The sequence below is a fragment of the Enterobacter cloacae complex sp. IR5418 genome (genome assembly GCF_049238105.1).
In the GTDB taxonomy this organism is placed as follows: Bacteria; Pseudomonadota; Gammaproteobacteria; order Enterobacterales; family Enterobacteriaceae; genus Enterobacter; species Enterobacter hormaechei.
Window position 1 is genome coordinate 11,997 of the sequence record NZ_JBMKHS010000006.1, and the last position, 17,657, is coordinate 29,653.

11 protein-coding genes are annotated in these 17,657 nt (G+C 56.9%); 7 read left to right on the forward strand and 4 right to left on the reverse strand.

The annotated features are described in order from the left end of the window. Positions 1–6 precede the first annotated feature (6 nt). The 5 genes from bcsZ to ACOTX7_RS06790 all read left to right on the forward strand — a co-directional run bounded on the left by bcsZ (position 7) and on the right by ACOTX7_RS06790 (position 9,863). The gene (bcsZ, locus tag ACOTX7_RS06770) at positions 7–1,113 is read left to right on the forward strand and encodes a cellulose synthase complex periplasmic endoglucanase BcsZ (RefSeq protein WP_221257184.1); all 1,107 of its coding nucleotides are present in this window, start codon (positions 7–9) and stop codon (positions 1,111–1,113) included. Continuing rightward, complete coding sequence (bcsC, locus tag ACOTX7_RS06775; RefSeq protein ID WP_221256621.1) at positions 1,095–4,577, forward strand: cellulose synthase complex outer membrane protein BcsC; 3,483 nt, start codon at positions 1,095–1,097, stop codon at positions 4,575–4,577. Before bcsZ ends, bcsC begins: the two co-directional genes overlap by 19 nt. Before the next feature lie 120 nt (positions 4,578–4,697). Next, positions 4,698–6,704 carry a biofilm formation regulator HmsP gene (hmsP, locus tag ACOTX7_RS06780; protein WP_006808579.1) on the forward strand — a complete coding sequence of 669 codons (2,007 nt, stop codon included), beginning with the start codon at positions 4,698–4,700 and terminating at the stop codon, positions 6,702–6,704. A 159-nt stretch (positions 6,705–6,863) separates the two neighbouring features. Continuing rightward, the gene (gene dctA, locus ACOTX7_RS06785) at positions 6,864–8,150 is read left to right on the forward strand and encodes a C4-dicarboxylate transporter DctC (RefSeq protein ID WP_006808578.1); all 1,287 of its coding nucleotides are present in this window, start codon (positions 6,864–6,866) and stop codon (positions 8,148–8,150) included. Between the two features lie 222 nt (positions 8,151–8,372). Continuing rightward, the gene (locus ACOTX7_RS06790) at positions 8,373–9,863 is read left to right on the forward strand and encodes a M16 family metallopeptidase (protein WP_221256620.1); all 1,491 of its coding nucleotides are present in this window, start codon (positions 8,373–8,375) and stop codon (positions 9,861–9,863) included. Positions 9,864–9,925: 62 nt separating this feature from the next. Here the strand turns inward: ACOTX7_RS06790 and ACOTX7_RS06795 are convergent, their stop codons facing one another. Beyond that, positions 9,926–10,855 carry a sugar kinase gene (locus tag ACOTX7_RS06795; protein WP_205922657.1) on the reverse strand — a complete coding sequence of 310 codons (930 nt, stop codon included), beginning with the start codon at positions 10,853–10,855 and terminating at the stop codon, positions 9,926–9,928. Positions 10,856–11,085: 230 nt separating this feature from the next. Between ACOTX7_RS06795 and pdeH the strand changes: the two genes are divergently transcribed. Together pdeH and ACOTX7_RS06805 are read left to right on the forward strand one after the other, a co-directional pair. Next, a complete protein-coding gene (gene pdeH, locus ACOTX7_RS06800; RefSeq protein WP_006808575.1) occupies positions 11,086–11,859 on the forward strand; it encodes a cyclic-guanylate-specific phosphodiesterase in 774 nt (257 codons plus the stop codon). Between the two features lie 65 nt (positions 11,860–11,924). Next, entirely contained in the window at positions 11,925–13,967 is a 2,043-nt protein-coding gene (locus ACOTX7_RS06805; RefSeq protein ID WP_221256619.1) for an AsmA family protein, read from the forward strand. Positions 13,968–14,027: 60 nt separating this feature from the next. On the opposite strand, the gene ACOTX7_RS06810 is transcribed toward ACOTX7_RS06805, so the two are convergent. The 3 genes from ACOTX7_RS06810 to ACOTX7_RS06820 all read right to left on the reverse strand — a co-directional run bounded on the left by ACOTX7_RS06810 (position 14,028) and on the right by ACOTX7_RS06820 (position 17,586). Continuing rightward, entirely contained in the window at positions 14,028–15,350 is a 1,323-nt protein-coding gene (locus ACOTX7_RS06810; protein ID WP_205922659.1) for an MFS transporter, read from the reverse strand. A 260-nt stretch (positions 15,351–15,610) separates the two neighbouring features. Then, positions 15,611–16,636 carry an inner membrane protein YhjD gene (yhjD, locus tag ACOTX7_RS06815; RefSeq protein ID WP_006808572.1) on the reverse strand — a complete coding sequence of 342 codons (1,026 nt, stop codon included), beginning with the start codon at positions 16,634–16,636 and terminating at the stop codon, positions 15,611–15,613. A 50-nt stretch (positions 16,637–16,686) separates the two neighbouring features. Beyond that, complete coding sequence (locus tag ACOTX7_RS06820) at positions 16,687–17,586, reverse strand: LysR family transcriptional regulator (RefSeq protein ID WP_221256616.1); 900 nt, start codon at positions 17,584–17,586, stop codon at positions 16,687–16,689. Positions 17,587–17,657 lie beyond the last annotated feature (71 nt).

Here is a 17,657-nt window from a genome sequence, read left to right on the forward strand (position 1 = left end):
GCGGTGATGAAAATCTTTCGCGGGTGTGTCGTTGCAGCGTTGATGCTGGCGGCGGCGAATCTTCACGCCGCCTGTCGCTGGCCTGCCTGGGAGACGTTCAAACAGGATTACATGAGCGACAGTGGGCGCGTCATTGATCCCAGTGACGCGCGCAAAATCACCACCTCCGAAGGGCAAAGCTATGGGCTGTTCTTTGCCCTGGCAGCAAACGATCGCAAGGCGTTCGATCTGTTGCTGGCATGGACGCGCGATAACCTTGCCGAGGGGGATTTAACCCAACATCTTCCTGCCTGGCTGTGGGGGAAAAAGGACGACGAAACCTGGGCGATTATCGACTCTAACTCTGCGTCTGATGCCGATATCTGGATTGCCTGGTCGCTGCTGGAAGCCGGGCGGCTGTGGAAAAATCCTGATTATACGCGCACGGGTAAAGCACTGTTGACGCGCATTGCCAGTGAGGAAGTGGTGAAGGTGCCGGGGCTGGGTTCGATGCTGTTGCCGGGTAAAGTCGGTTTTGCCGAAGAAAATGCCTGGCGCTTCAACCCCAGCTACCTGCCGCCGCAGCTTGCGAGCTATTTCACCCGTTTTGGCGCGCCGTGGACGACGCTCCGTGAAACCAACCTGCGTCTGCTGCTCGAGACCGCGCCTAAAGGATTTTCCCCGAACTGGGTGAAATACCAGAAAAAGGGCGGCTGGCAGCTGTCGCAGGATGCGTCCCTGACTGGCAGCTACGATGCGATTCGCGTCTATCTGTGGGTGGGGATGATGAACGATAGCGATCCGCAGAAAGCCCGACTACTGGCGCGGTTCAAGCCCATGGCGACCACCACCATCAAACAAGGCTTACCGCCGGAGAAAGTGGACGTAGCGACCGGGAAACGCACCGGAGATGGGCCGGTAGGGTTTTCTGCCTCCCTGCTTCCGTTTTTACAAAACCGGGACGCGCAGGCGGTGCAACGTCAGCTCGTCGCCGATCGTTTTCCCGATAAAAATGCTTATTACAGCTACGTTCTGACCCTCTTTGGACAAGGATGGGATCAGCATCGTTTTCGCTTCACCGCGCAAGGTGAATTACTACCGGATTGGGGCCAGGAATGCGCACGTTCTCACTAAATCTACTCACTTTATCGCTTGGCCTGGCGCTAATGCCCCTGGCCCAGGCCGCCAACTCCCCGCAGCAGAGACAGCTGCTGGAACAGGTCCGTCTGGGCGAATCCACCCAGCGTGAGGATTTGGTGCGCCAGTCGCTCTACCGCCTTGAGTTGATTGATCCCAATAATCCGGACGTGATTGCCGCGCGCTTCCGCTACCTGTTACGACAGGGCGATACGGCGGGCGCGCAAAAAGAGCTGGATCGTCTGAAAGGGATGGCGCCCGATTCCAGTGCGTACCAGTCCTCCCGGACGACCATGCTGCTCTCCACGCCGGATGGTCGTCAGGCCCTTCAGCAGGCTCGCCTGCTTGCCACCACCGGCCACACGCAGGAAGCCATTGCCGCGTATGACAAACTGTTTGACGGTAAGCCGCCCAGCGGCGACATCGCCACGGAGTACTGGAACGTGGTGGCGAAAGAGCCTGCCCGCCGCAACTCGGCCATTAATCAGCTTAAGAAAATAAACGCCAGCAGCCCGGGCAACGTCACGCTACAGTCCTCGCTGGCACAGCTTCTGTTCCAGAGCGGACGCCGTGATGAAGGATTTGCGGTGTTACAGGAGATGGCCAAATCGAACAATGGCCGCAGTCAGGCGTCGGACATGTGGTACCAGCAGATCAAAGATCAGCCTGCCAGCAGTGCCAGCGTCAGCGCGCTGCAACAATACCTGAGCGTGTTCAGCGATGGCGATAACGTGTCGGCGGCGCGCGCCCAGCTTGAAGCGCAGCAAAAACAACTTTCCGATCCGGCGTTCCGTGCCAAAGCCGAAGGGTTAGCCGCAGTGGATGCCGGGCAGGGCAGTAAAGCGGTGACGGAGTTGCAGAAAGTGGTCAGCGCCAATCACGCCGACAGTGAAGCCGTCGGCGCGCTGGGGCAGGCCTATTCCCAGAAAGGCGATCGCGCGCGCGCGGTTGCGCAGTTTGAGAAGGCAATCGCCCTCGATCCGCAGAGCGATAATCGGGGCAAATGGGACAGCCTGCTGAAGGTCAACCGATACTGGCTGCTGATCCAGCAGGGGGATAACGCCCTGAAAGCCAACAATACGGCCCAGGCGGAGCGCTATTACCAGCAGGCGCGCAACATTGACAACACAGACAGCTACGCGGTGCTGGGGTTGGGTGACGCGGCGGCGGCGCGCAAAGATAACGACGCGGCTGAGCGCTTTTATCGCCAGGCGTTGCGGATGGACAGCGGCAACAGCAATGCGGTGCGCGGTCTCGCCAACATTTATCGCGCGCAGTCACCACAGAAGGCGACGCAGTTTATTCAGTCGCTCTCTGCCAGCCAGCGCCGCAGCATTGATGATATTGAACGTAGCCTGACGAACGAGCAGCTGTCAGCCCAGGCCGAACAGCTGGAAAGCGAGGGGAAATATGCGCAGGCCGCAGAAATTCAGCGCCGACGCCTTGCGCTTTCTCCGGGCGATGTGTGGATCACCTACCGGCTGTCACGCGATCTGTCCAGCGCAGGTCAGCGCAGCCAGGCGGATAACCTGATGCGTCAGCTGGCAAGCCAGAAACCGGGCGATCCGGATCAGGTTTACGCCAGCGGGCTGTACCTGTCCGGTAACGATCAGGACCGGGCCGCGCTGGCGCATCTGAACACGCTGCCGCGCGACAAGTGGAACAGCAACATTCAGGAGCTGGCAGACCGCCTGCAAAGTAACCAGGTGCTGGAAACCGCCAACCGCCTGCGCGACAGTGGAAAAGAGCAGGAGGCGGAAACATTGCTTCGCCAGCAGCCGCCGTCCACCCGTATCGACCTGACGCTGGCGGACTGGGCTGAACAGCGTGGCGACCACGAGGCCGCGAAAACTGCCTACAACACCGTCCTGCAACGTGAACCGCAGAACGAAGACGCGATCCTCGGCCTGACCGAGGTCTATCTTGCCCAGGGCAACAAGGACGCGGCGCGCACGGCGCTGGCGAAACTGCCCGCGGCACAGAACGGCGAACCGCTCTCCATTAATATGCAGCGCAGGCTTGCTATGGCGCAGGCCGGTCTGGGGGAACCTGCTGCGGCAGAAAAGACCTTCAACGCCATTCTTCTGCAGGCCAAATCGCAGCCGCCTTCGATGGAAAGTGCGCTGGTGATGCGTGATGCCGCCCGTTTTCAGGCTCAAAATGGTCAGCCTCAGCAGGCGCTGGACACCTGGAAAGATGCGATGGTCGCATCGGGCATCACGACGACCCGTCCGACCGATAACGACAGTTTTACGCGGCTCACCCGTAACGATGAGAAAGATGACTGGCTGAAGCGCGGCGTGCGCAGCGATGCAGGCGATCTTTATCGTCAGCAGGATCTGAACGTCACGCTGCAACATGATTACTGGGGGTCCAGCGGCACGGGAGGCTATTCCGACCTGAAAGCGCACACCACCATGCTCCAGGTTGATGCGCCGCTGTCGGACGGTCGTATGTTCTTCCGTAGCGATCTGGTCAATATGAACGCCGGTTCCTTTGACACCGACAACGGAACCTACGATCCGACATGGGGCACCTGCGCCGAAACGCCATGTCACGGCAGCACGAACCAGTCGGCCAACGGTGCCAGCGTGGCCGTCGGCTGGCAGAACAAAACCTGGGCGTGGGATATTGGTACTACGCCGATGGGCTTTGACGTGGTCGATGTGGTGGGCAGCCTGAGCTACAGCAACGACTTAGGGCCGATTGGCTACACCCTGAACGCCCATCGCCGTCCGATTTCCAGCTCGGTGCTGGCCTTCGCCGGGCAAAAAGATCCCAATACCGACACCACCTGGGGCGGCGTGCGTGCCACCGGTGGCGGCGTGAGCGTGAGCTACGACAAAGGCGAAGCTAACGGTATCTGGTCAAGCCTGAGTGCCGACAGCCTCACCGGGAAGAATGTCGAAGATAACTGGCGCGTCCGCTGGATGACCGGCTATTACTACAAGCTCATCAATCAGAACAACGAACGCCTGACGGTTGGCGTGTCCAACATGCTGTGGCATTACGATAAGGATTTAAGTGGTTATTCGCTGGGCCAGGGCGGTTACTACAGTCCCCAGGAGTATGTGTCGTTCGCCTTACCGGTGAACTGGCGTAAACGCACAGAGAACTGGTCCTGGGAGCTGGGCGGCTCCGTCTCCTGGTCCCATTCAAAAACAAAAGATGTGATGCGTTATCCGTTGCAGGGGCTGATCCCGGACAATGAGCCAGGCCGTTACACCGATAAAGGTGTGATGGAAACCGGTAGTAGCTCGTCAGGGACGGGTTATACCGCAAGGGCGATTGTTGAACGCCGCGTGACGTCCAACTGGTTTGTCGGTCTGGGCGTCGATATTCAGGAAGCAAAAGACTATACCCCGAGCCATGCGCTGCTCTACGTTCGGTATTCTGCCGCGGGCTGGCAGGGTGATATGGACTTACCACCGGAACCGCTGGTGCCTTATGCAGACTGGTGATCGGATTTTTACTTAATCTAATTGTAAGTCTCTCTTAAAAGTGCAGCTATCGGGTATACTCGGACGCACCAGGTTTACACCCTGGTGCGCCCTGCGCTTCGAGTTTTGTGGAGAGTCATTTTGCGTGTCAGCCGTTCCTTAACGATCAAACAGATGGCGATGGTGTCTGCCGTCACAATGCTGTTTGTCTTCATCTTCTGCGTCATTTTGCTGTTTCATTCCGTACAGCAGAACCGCTATAACACGGCTTCGCAACTGGAAAGTATTGCCCGCTCGGTGCGGGAACCCCTGTCAGCCTCGATCCTGAAAGGGGATATCCCCGAGGCGGAATCCATCCTGAAGCGCATCCAGCCCGCCGGTATCGTGAGCCGCGCGGATGTGGTGCTGCCGAACCAGTTTCAGGCGCTGCGGATGAGTTTTATCCCGGAGCGTCCCGTCCCGATGATGGTAATGCGCCTGTTTGAACTGCCGGTGCAGATTTCCCTGCCGCTCTATTCTCTGGAAAGACCGGCTAACCCACAGCCGCTGGCCTACCTGGTGCTACAGGCTGACTCGTATCGCATGTATAAATTTGTCATGAGTTGGGTTGCTACGTTAGTAACCACTTACTTACTTTTGACATTAATGCTGAGCGTGGCGCTGACGTGGTGTATCAACCGTTTAATTGTGCATCCGTTGCGCCGCATAGCCCGGGAGCTGAACGACCTCTCACCACAGGAGCATATGGGGCATCAGCTTCCCTTGCCGCGCCTGCATCACGACGATGAAATCGGCATGCTGGTCCGCAGTTACAATATCAACCAGCAGCGTGTCCTGCGTCAGCAGGAAGAACTCAGTAACAACGCCACCCGTTTTCCGGTTTCCGATCTGCCAAACAAAGCGTTTTTAATGGCGTTGCTGGAGCAGACCGTCGCCCGCCAGCAGACCACTGCGCTGATGGTGATTGCCTGCGAAACCTTGCAGGACACGGCGGGCGTGCTGAAAGAGAGCCAGCGCGAAATGCTTTTACTGACGCTGGTGGAAAAGGTGAAATCCGTTCTGGCCCCGCGCATGGTACTCACCCAGGTCAGCGGCTATGACCTGGTGGTGATCGCGCACGGAGTTAAAGAGCCATGGCACGCCATTACGTTAGGTCAGCAAGTACTCACTGTCATTAATGAGCGGCTACCCATTCAGGGTATCCAGCTTCGCCCGAGCGCCAGCATCGGTATTGCGATGTACTACGGTGGCCTGACCGCCGAGCAGCTTTACCGTCGGGCCTTCTCGGCAGCATTCACCGCGCGTCGGAAAGGAAAAAACCAGATCCAGTTCTTTGACCCGGAGCAGATGGAAAAAGCCCAGCAGCGCCTGACCGAAGAGAGCGACATTCTGACGGCGATGGACAATCGCCAGTTTGCGCTCTGGCTACAGCCGCAGGTGAATCTGCGCACGGGTGAAGTGACCAGCGCCGAAGCGTTGCTGCGTATGCAACAGCCGGACGGCACGTGGGAGCTGCCTGAAGGGATGATCGAACGTATCGAGTCCTGCGGCCTGATGGTCACCGTCGGCTACTGGGTGCTGGAAGAGTCGTGCCGCCAGCTTGCGGCCTGGCAACAACGGGGCATCACGCTGCCGCTGTCGGTGAATCTCTCTGCGCTACAGCTGATGCACCCGACCATGGTGCCGGAGATGCTCGAGCTGATCCACCGCTACCGCATTCAGCCCCACACGCTGATCCTGGAAGTCACCGAGAGCCGTTGTATCGACAATCCTGACGATGCTGTCGCCATTCTGAAACCGCTGCGTAACGCCGGGATCCGCATTGCACTGGACGATTTTGGTATGGGGTATTCCGGCCTGCGTCAGCTTCAGCACATGAAAACCCTGCCGGTGGACGTTCTGAAAATCGACAAAACCTTTGTGGAAGGGCTGCCGGAGGATTGCAGCCTGGTACAGGCCATTATTCAGATGGCGCACAGCCTGAATCTGCACGTGATTGCCGAGGGTATCGAAACCGACGCCCAGCGTGAGTGGCTGGCTGCGGCGGGCGTGGAGAGCGGACAGGGCTTCCTGTTTGACCGTGCCGTACCGTCGGATATCTTCGAGCAACGCTATCTCGCCGACGCTGGCAATAACGCAAAAGTGTAATTTTGTTGCTGGCTTGTGCGAGCCAGCTCAAATTTCTTAACATTTTTGTTTCAAATTTGAACCCCGTTTATTTCTGTCCTGTTATGTGGGTGTTATTTTAAAGCCGCAGGTTAACCATAACCTTACAAAGCCTGTAGTTTTTCTTCCCAGGGACACCCTATGAAAACCTCACTCTTCAAAAGTCTTTACTTCCAGGTCCTGACAGCCATCGCCATCGGTATTCTGCTCGGTCACTACTACCCGGAGCTTGGCGCGCAAATGAAACCGCTTGGCGACGCGTTCGTTAAACTCATTAAAATGATCATCGCACCGGTCATTTTCTGTACCGTGGTGACTGGCATCGCTGGCATGGAAAGCATGAAGGCGGTCGGGCGTACGGGGGCGGTTGCCCTGCTGTACTTTGAAATTGTCAGTACCATCGCGCTGATTATCGGCCTGATTATCGTCAACGTGGTACAGCCTGGCGCGGGCATGAACGTCGACCCGGCCACGCTGGATGCGAAAGCGGTGGCGGTTTACGCTGAACAGGCGAAAGATCAGGGGATAGTTGCCTTCCTGCTGGACGTGATCCCGAGCAGCGTGATTGGCGCGTTCGCCAGCGGAAACATCCTCCAGGTGCTGCTGTTTGCGGTGCTGTTTGGCTTTGCCCTGCACCGTCTGGGCAGTAAAGGCCAGCTGATTTTTAACGTCATTGAAAGCTTCTCGCAGGTTATCTTCGGCATTATCAACATGATCATGCGTCTGGCCCCGATTGGTGCCTTTGGCGCGATGGCCTTCACCATCGGGAAATACGGCGTCGGCACGCTGGTACAGCTGGGCCAGCTGATCGTCTGCTTCTACATCACCTGTATTCTGTTTGTGGTGGTGGTGCTCGGTTCCATCGCCCGTGCGACCGGCTTCAGCATCTTCAAATTTATCCGTTATATTCGTGAAGAGCTGCTGATTGTCCTCGGCACATCCTCTTCGGAGTCCGCGCTGCCGCGTATGCTCGATAAAATGGAAAAGCTGGGCTGCCGTAAGTCAGTTGTGGGGCTGGTTATTCCTACGGGCTACTCCTTTAACCTGGACGGCACCTCGATATACCTGACGATGGCGGCGGTCTTTATTGCCCAGGCCACTAACAGCCACATGGATATCTTCCATCAGATTACGCTGCTGGTGGTGCTTCTGCTCTCTTCAAAAGGGGCGGCGGGCGTCACGGGCAGCGGATTTATCGTGCTGGCGGCCACCATTTCAGCGGTGGGGCATCTGCCGGTGGCGGGCCTGGCCCTGATCCTCGGTATCGACCGCTTTATGTCCGAAGCCCGTGCGTTAACCAACCTGATTGGCAATGGCGTGGCGACGGTCGTGGTGGCGAAGTGGGTGAAAGAGCTGGATCACAAGAAGCTTAACGATACGCTGAATAACCGCCCATCTGAGGACAAAACCCCCGGTTTATCCTCTTAATCCCTCATAAATGCCCGTATTCCCTTGTGGGGATGCGGGCACCTGCGCATAATAACCGTTCATACCTGTCATAATTCGACAAGATTTTTTTTGGGTATATTTCACTTCCGCCCGTGACGTTTAGCCGAACACGCTGTCTAATCGGAAGGTTTTCATCGTCATCTTTGAGTGCTCACGTCGCGAGACACTCTCTTTAACCAGGAATGTTGATCAGGGGTTCACATGCAGGGCACAAAAATTCGACTCTTAACCGGCGGTTTGCTGATGATGGCAGCAGCCAGTTATGTGCAGGCAGATGCGCTCCAGCCAGACCCGGCCTGGCAACAGGGAACACTGGCGAACGGCTTTCAGTGGCAGGTATTATCCACTCCGCAACGTCCGAGCGATCGCATTGAAATCCGTCTTTCTGTGAATACCGGCTCCCTCACTGAAAGTACCCAGCAGACCGGTTTAAGCCATTTTATTCCACGACTGGCGCTCACCCAGAGCGGCAGTTTGCAGGCGGTTCAGGTGCGTTCTTTATGGCAACAGGCCATCGATCCGAAACGCCCGCTGCCCCCGGCTGTGGTCTCCTATGACTACACCATGTTTAACCTGAGCCTGCCCAACAACCGTAACGATCTGCTTAAAGAAGCGCTGACCTATCTTTCCGATGCTACCGGCAAACTGGCGATTACGCCTGAAACCGTTAACTATGCGTTGAGCAACAGCGACATGGTGGCGACCTGGCCGACGGATACCAAAGAAGGCTGGTGGCGCTACCGCCTGAAAGGGTCAACGCTGCTGGGCCACGACCCGGCAGAGCCGCTGAAACAGCCGGTTGATGCCGCGCAGGTGAAATCTTTCTACCAGCAGTGGTACACCCCGGACGCCATGACCCTGATTGTGGTGGGCAACGTGGACAGCCGCGCGGTGATAGAACAGATCAACAAAGCATTTGGCGAGCTGAAAGGGAAGCGTGAAACGCCCGCCCCGGTTCCAACATTGTCCCCGCTGCGTCCAGAGACGGTCAGTATCATGACCGATACCGTGCGTCAGGATCGTCTTTCGATGATGTGGGATACCGCCTGGCAGCCGATCCGCGAGTCTTCTGCGCTGTTGCGTTACTGGCGTGCGGATCTCGCCCGTGAAGCGCTGTTCTGGCACGTTCAGCAGACGCTCAGCAAGAACAACGTGAAGGATATTGGCCTGGGCTTTGACTGTCGCGTGCTGTTCCAGCGCGCCCAGTGCGCCATTAACGTGGAATCGCCGGGCGATAAGCTGAACGCGAATCTCGGCGTGGTGGCGAAAGAGCTGGCAAAAGTGCGTAAAGAGGGCCTGTCTGAAGAGGAGTTTAATGCGCTGGTGGCGCAGAAATCCCTCGAATTGCAGAAACTGTTCGCCACCTATGCCCGCGCCGATACCGATATCTTAATCAGCCAGCGCATTCGATCCTTGCAGAATCAGGTGGTGGACATCGCGCCGGAGCAATATCAGAAACTGCGTCAGGATTTCCTGAACGGTCTGACCGTGGAGATGCTAAATCAGGATCTGCGTCAGCAGCTGTCGCAGGACATGGCGTTGATTCTGTTGCAGCCGAAAGGTGAGCCTGAATATGACATGAAAGAGTTGAAGGCCACCTGGAACGCCATCATGGCGACGCCGCCGCAGCCAGCGCAAACGGCAGCCGATGATTTACACCAGGATGCGAGTGATATTCCGCAGGGCCAGTAAGCCCTGCTAACCCTCTCCCTTGAGGGAGAGGGTTAGCGTGCGGGCATCAGCCCGCACAGTCCTTAAGCAGGCATCGCCTCGCGCGGAATAATCGCTCCGCGATACTGAATCACCGTGCTGGCCGTCAAATGGCCGCGCTGCGCCGCCGCTTCCGGCGTCCCCCCCGTCAGACGTACCGCCAGATACCCCGCGCTGAAAGAATCTCCCGCCGCAGTGGTATCAATCACTTTCTCTTTCGCCAGCTTCACCGCCGGTACTTCTGTCACGGCTTCACCTGCAATCGCCACCAGGCAAGACTCCGCCCCGCGCTTAATCACCACTTCGCTGACCCCAGCGGCCTGCGTCCGGGCGATGACCTCATCAACCGGTTTTTCGCCCCACAGAGCATCTTCATCATCCAGCGTCAGGAAGGCGATATCGGTGCATTCGAGCATCTGCTGGTAAACCTGCTGGGTCTCTTCACGGCTTGCCCACAGGCGCGGACGGTAGTTGTTATCGAAAATCACCTTCCCGCCATTGGCGCGGCATTCGCGCAGCAGTGACAGCAGCTTCTCACGGCTCTGCTGGCTCAGAATCGCCAGGCTGATCCCGCTCAGGTAGAGATAATCAAAGGTCGCCAGTTCTTCGCAAATCGCAGCGGCGGCCTCGCTTTCCAGCCAGAATTTGGCGGCCGCTTCATTACGCCAGTAGTAGAAGGTGCGCTCGCCGGTACTGTCGGTTTCGATGTAGTACAAACCCGGCAGACGGTTTTCCATTCGCTGGATCAGCGAGGTCCCAACGTTTTCACCCTGCCAGGCTTCCAGCATCTGCTGGCTGAAGCTGTCCGTTCCCAGCGCGGTAACGTAGCTCACGCTCAGCGCATCGGGGGCGACCTGACGGGCTATGTAAACGGAGGTGTTCAATGTATCGCCACCAAAACCGCGGCTGACTTCCGCGCCTTTCTGGGACAGCTCAATCATGCATTCGCCAATCACGGCAATTTTTTTAGACATAGTCGTGAACCTGAACAGAGTAATTAAGGGTAGTGTGCGCTGTGTGTTTTTTACGGTCAACTATATTAAAACGACGTTCCATTATTTTTTTTGAGCCAGCGCGTATTCCGGCATATTTCTGTCATCTTAATTTCATTTTCCTGATGAATTGAACATAAAGTTCTCACCTGGCGGGCCGATAACTCAGTGACGAGTCCAGAAAGGCTATCCCATACAACAGGACATCCGAAATGAAGTCAGAGCAGGTTATCCAGCGGCTGAACACTACGCCTGAGGCAAGTATTGAGAACTTGCAGGAGCATCGCTACTGGCTGCAATGTGAGCGAGCGTATACCTATCAGCCCATCTACCGTACCGACGGTCGGTTAATGGCGATTGAGGTGTTAACGGTCGTCACTCATCCATCGAATCCTTCACAGCGTATCGCGCCGGACCGCTATTTTGCGGAGGTTGCCGTGCGTCAGCGTATCGACGTACTGGAAGAGCAGCTGAGAATGCTGGCGACGAAGCAGGCGTTCTTCGAGCAGCACGGTATTCTGGCGTCGGTGAACGTGGATGGCCCAACCCTGATGGCGCTACGTCAGAACGCAACGTTGCAGGCGCTGATTGCCACCCTGCCGTGGATGCGCTTCGAACTTGTGGAACATGTTCGGCTGCCGCAGGACTCCTCGTTTGCCTCAATGTGTGAATTTGGCCCGCTGTGGCTGGATGATTTCGGGACCGGTATGGCGAACTTCTCCGCCCTGAGCGAAGTGCGTTATGACTACATCAAAGTGGCTCGTGATCTGTTTATTATGCTGCGCCAGACGCCGGAAGGGCGGAATCTGTTTACTATGCTCCTGCAACTGATGAACCGCTATTGTCAGGGCGTCATTGTGGAAGGCGTAGAAACGCTGGAGGAGTGGCGCGACGTGCAAAATTCCCCGGCCGCGGCCGCACAGGGTTATTTCCTCTCTCGTCCTGTCCCCATGGATACCCTGGAAAAGGTGATAACCACCCTCTGATCTGCCCGCTTCCCTTTGTCTGAACTATAGTTTTAGAGGCAAGTTCATCAGGAAAGGGGACAACAATGACAAAAACAACCAGGGTGATTTCCTGGACAGCAGGGATTTTCTTGTTGCTGATCGTGGTCTTAATCATCATTATCGCCACGTTTGACTGGAACCGCCTCAAACCGACCATCAACCAGAAAGTCTCAGCCGAGCTGAACCGCCCCTTCGCAATACGCGGCGATTTGGGCGTCGTGTGGGAGCGCCAGAAAGAGGAAACCGGCTGGCGAAGCTGGGTGCCATGGCCGCACGTTCACGCCGACGATATCATTCTCGGCAACCCACCCGACATCCCCGAAGTGACCATGATTCATCTGCCGCGCGTGGAAGCCACGCTGGCACCGTTAGCCCTGCTAACCAAAACGGTGTATCTGCCGTGGATCAAACTCCAGCAGCCCGACGCGCGGCTGATTCGCCTGTCAGAGAAAAACAACAACTGGACGTTCGATCTCGCCAGCAGCGGCGATAAAGATCCGAATGCGCAGCCCTCTTCGTGGTCCTTCCGACTCGACAATATTCTGTTCGATCGGGGGCGGATCGCCATTGACGATAAAGTGAGTAAGGCTGACGTGGAGATCCTCGTCGATCCGCTGGGCAAGCCGCTGCCGTTTAGCGAAGTGACGGGCAGCAAAGCCAAAGGCGATGACAGCAAAGCGGGTGATTACGTCTTCGGCCTGACGGCGAAAGGGCGCTACAACGGACAGCCGCTGACGGGGAAAGGAAAAATTGGCGGTATGCTGGCACTCAGAAGCGAGGGTACGTCGTTCCCGGTGCAGGCGGATTTCCGCTCCGGTAATACCCGCGTGGCGTTCGTGGGCACGGTTAACGACCCGATGAACATGGGCGGCGTCGACCTCCAGCTTAAGTTTGCCGGTGATTCACTGGGTGAACTGTACGATCTCACCGGCGTACTGCTGCCGGATACCCCGCCGTTTGAAACGGACGGGCACCTGGTTGCCAAAATCGACACCGAAAAATCGTCCGTTTTTGACTACCGGGGATTCAACGGTCGTATTGGCGACAGCGATATTCACGGTACGCTGACCTACACCACCGGAAAACCGCGTCCGAAACTGGAAGGGGACGTTGAATCCCGCCAGCTGCGTCTGGCCGATCTTGGGCCGCTGATTGGCGTGGATTCGGGTAAAGGCACGAAGTCAAAAGAGGTTAAAAAGGACGTTCAGCCTGCGGGAAAAGTGCTGCCCTATGACCGCTTCGAAACCGACAAGTGGGACGTGATGGATGCGGATGTGCGCTTCAAAGGACGTAAAATTGAGCATGGCAGCACGCTGCCGCTGAGTAATCTCTCGACCCATATCATCCTGAAAAACGCCGACCTGCGCCTGCAACCGCTGAAGTTTGGCATGGCGGGGGGGACGATTTCCTCGAATATCCACCTTGAGGGAGATAAAAAGCCGATGCAGGGACGCGCGGAGATCCAGGCGCGTCGGCTGAAGCTGAAAGAGCTGATGCCGGACGTGGAGCTGATGCAGAAGACCCTCGGTGAGATGAACGGCGACGCGGACATTCGCGGCACGGGTAACTCCGTGGCGGCGCTGCTGGGCAGCGGAAACGGCAACCTGAAACTGCTGATGAACGACGGGCTGGTGAGCCGTAACCTGATGGAGATCCTGGGGCTGAACGTCGGGAACTTTATCATCGGGCAAATCTTCGGTGACGACGAAGTGCGCGTTAACTGCGCGGCGGCAAATCTGGATCTGGTCAACGGCGTGGCGCGTCCGCAAATCTTCGCCTTCGACACGGAAAACGCGGTTATCAACGTCACCGGCACCGCCAGCATGGCGTCCGAGCAGCTGGATTTAACCATCGATCCGGAAAGTAAAGGTATACGTATCATCACCCTGCGCTCGCCGCTGTACGTCCGCGGGACCTTCAAAGATCCGCAGGCGGGCGTGAAGGCCGGGCCGTTGATTGCGCGCGGTGCAGTCGCCGCCGCGCTCGCCACGCTGGTCACCCCTGCGGCGGCGCTGCTGGCGTTGATTTCGCCGTCAGAAGGCGAAGCGAATCAGTGTCGGACGATCTTATCGCAGATGAAGAAGTAGCTTCCTTTCTCCCTCTCCCTGTGGGAGAGGGCCGGGGTGAGGGCATCAGGCCGCAGTGAATTACAGCGCCTGATGCTTCGTCTCGTGCGTCAGCAGCAGCGCAATCAGCGTCAGCGCTGCCATTGCCGCCAGATAGACACCCACATAGAACAGGCCATAGTTCGCCTGAAGCCACGTGGCGATATACGGCGCTACCGAGGCGCCCAGAATCGACGAAACGTTATAGGAGAACGACGCGCCGGTATAACGCACTTCGGTCGGGAACAGCTCCGGCAGCAGCGCGCCCATCGGGCCAAAGGTCAGCCCCATCAGGCTCAGGCCAATCAGCAGATACGCCATCACCAGCGCAGGGCTACCTGAACCCAGCAGCGGCGGGAAGACAAACAGCGCGAACAGAATAATCAGCGAGGTGATGACGATCATGCTTGAACGACGGCCAAATTTATCCGCCAGCAGGCCCGCGATGGGCACCATCACACCAAATCCGATGACCGCCATCATCAGCATCCACAGCACTTCATTACGCGGCAGGCCCAGTCCGACCGGCGCGGCGGCGGTACTGTAGGTCATGGAGTAAACGGTCATGATGTAGAACAGCGTGTAGGTCGCCAGCATGATGAACGTGCCCAGCACGGTCACGCGCACGTGTTTGGTCAGCAGCGTACCCAGCGGCACTTTTACCTGTTTTTTCGCCGCGGCCACTTTTGCAAACACCGGCGTCTCATGCAGGGAAACACGAACATACAGGCCAATCAGCACCAGCACCGCTGAGAACACAAACGGAATACGCCAGCCCCAGCTCATGAACTGTTCATCGGTCAGCAGCCAGGAGAGCAGCAGGAAGGTGCCGTTAGCAAAGAAGAAACCAATCGGCGCGCCCAGCTGTGGGAAAGAGCCATACAGGGCACGCTTGCGCGCCGGGGCGTTCTCGGTCGCCAGCAGCGCCGCGCCGCCCCATTCACCGCCCAGCCCCAGACCCTGACCAAAGCGCGCCAGCGCCAGCAGCACAGGCGCCAGAATGCCGATAGTTTCATAGGTCGGGAGCAGGCCAATGGCGACGGTAGAGATCCCCATCGTCAGCAGCGAGGCAACCAGCGTCACTTTACGGCCAACGCGATCGCCAAAGTGACCAAAGACCGCTGAACCAATCGGACGCGCAACGAAGGCGATAGCAAAGGTGGCTAAAGACTGTAGCGTGGCTGCCGTCGGATCGCCCTGGGGGAAGAAAATATGCGGAAAGACAATGACCGCAGCGGTGGCGTAAATATAAAAGTCGAAGAACTCAATGGCGGTGCCAATCAGCGATGCGACGACGACTTTATTGCGCGAGTTGACCGGAACGTGTTCCGCCCCTTCGTTAAGTGTGGTGGCTGTTGCTTGCATAATATTTTCTTATTTTTGGACGAACGAAGGGCCATATTAGGCATAGCAAAAGCGACATTTCAATCTGTAACAAAGGCGTGGCGTGGTCATAAAAGCAACAAAAAGCGGATAATTTTCAGACCAGCGAAAACACTTCCATGAAATGCTTCACACTTTTTAAATATCAGACATTAAAACTGGTTTTGCGTTAAATAAAAGTTACGGTCTGGATTTATATGCTGAATTGATGAATCGGGCTGAAATATCAGCCCGACAGCACCTCAGCGGTGAGTTTTACCCGGCATGCGCGGGTCATCTTTATACTCTGCCGTGGCGATCCACGCGGCGCAGAACAGCGTCAGGCGAGCGAAGAAATAGAAGAAAGCCATCAGCCCCAGTACCGAACCAAAGGCCGCGCCGGAGGGAGACTTCACCAGCGACGGCAGTGTATAGGTCATCACAATTTTGATCACCTCAAAACCAATGGCGGCAATCAGCGTCCCGCGCATCAGCGCCTTCTTGCGTGGACGATGGCGGGGCAAACGCCAGAAGATCCAGAAGAACAGCAGATAGTTAGCAAAGATGGAGATGGCCAGCCCAATGCCGCGCCAGGCCGGTTTCAGCCATTCAATGTAATCCAGATACAGCGCGGAGATGATCATCTGCTGTGCGGAACCAGCGACCGAGGTGATGGAGAGCGTGATGACCAGCGCCACCAGCAGTCCAATCAGCGAAATAAAGTCGCGCAGATACTTCACCCATATCTTCTCCTGATCCTGCGGCGTACGCTCCCAGACGTCACGCGACTGGGCGCGAATGGCCTCACGCAGGTTGCCCATCCAGTTCACGCCGGAATAGAGCGCAATCAGCAACCCGACGATACCCACGGTAGTACGCTGCTGCACGGCGGTATTGATGGTGCTTTTGAGCGTCGTGGCGAGCGTCTGGTCGCTGACGTTGGTCAGGATCTTATTGAAGATGTCCTGCAATAGCGTCGGGTGAGACGCCAGCACAAAACCGGCGGCGGCAAATGACACCATCAGGATGGGGATCATCGACAGGAAAGAGAAGTAGGTGATCGCCGCGCCGAACTGATTTCCCATGCGGTCGTTAAAGCGCTCAGCGGCGCGGATCAGGTGAGCAATCGCGGGTATCTGCTGAATTTTTTCGGCTATGCCGGTCACGGTGCCCAGCGCTTTGCTGGCCGTTCCAGGCTCTTTCGGCGCTTCAGGCTCGTTATCCATCTTTTTGATGGGGTCATAATCTAAATGTTGAGTCGGTCGTTGCGGGTTATTTTCCGGCGTCACGCGCGTTTTCCTTTTCGTTGAGCTGGATGTTACTGAATTATAGCTTGCGACTAGTCCACGTAACCTTTTGTGAGTTCGGTAAGCCACTCCATAAACACATGCATCCGGCGGGAGAGGTTACGGCGATGGGGATAAATGAGGGAGACGGGCATCGGTTCGGCCCGGTATTGCGGCAGGATCTCGACAAGTTTTTTCGTGCGCAGGGCGTCACGCACCCCAACGCGCGGGACCTGAATAATGCCAAGCCCGGCGATACAGGCGGCCTGGTAGGTTTCCGTGCTGTTAACCGTTAATACGCCTCCCGTTTTTACCCACTGGGTCGCGCTGCCGTTGTAATACTCAAAACCCTGCGGACGTGTGCCCAGCGTGGCGGAGTAGTGAATAAGGGCATGCGAGGCCAAATCGTCCAGCGTCTCCGGGAAGCCGAATCGCGTCAGATAATCCGGGCTGGCGCAGTTAATCACCGAGAGTTGTCCAAGCGGGCGGGCGATAAGCCCGGAGTCCTTCAGGTTTCCCACGCGAACCACACAGTCAAATCCTTCGCGGATGACATCGACCAGACGATCGCTGCTACTCAGCTCCAGCTCAATGCCGGGATACTGTTGTAAAAAAGCAGGCAGTTTCGGAATGACTACATTTCGCGCAATGGCAACGGGCATATCCACACGTAGCCGACCGCTGATGGTGGAAGGATCGTGCAGGAACATGCCGTCCAGTTCGTCCAGATTCATCAGCAGATCTTTTGCGCGCTCGTAATAAACCATGCCGTCCTGCGTCAGGCTGACGCGGCGGGTCGTGCGGTGCAGCAGCTGCGTGCCAAGCACGTTTTCCAGCGCCTGGATCTGTCGCGATACGCTCCCCTTCGGCAGGCTTAACGTCTCCGCCGCACGGGAAAAACTCTCCAGTTCCGCGACGCGAAGGAAAAGCTGCATTGCGTGTATTTTATCCATAGATGTTGGTCATTGTTGTTATGAATGAAACAGTAAAACGCTATATGCGGTATTTATTGATTTTCTACCAT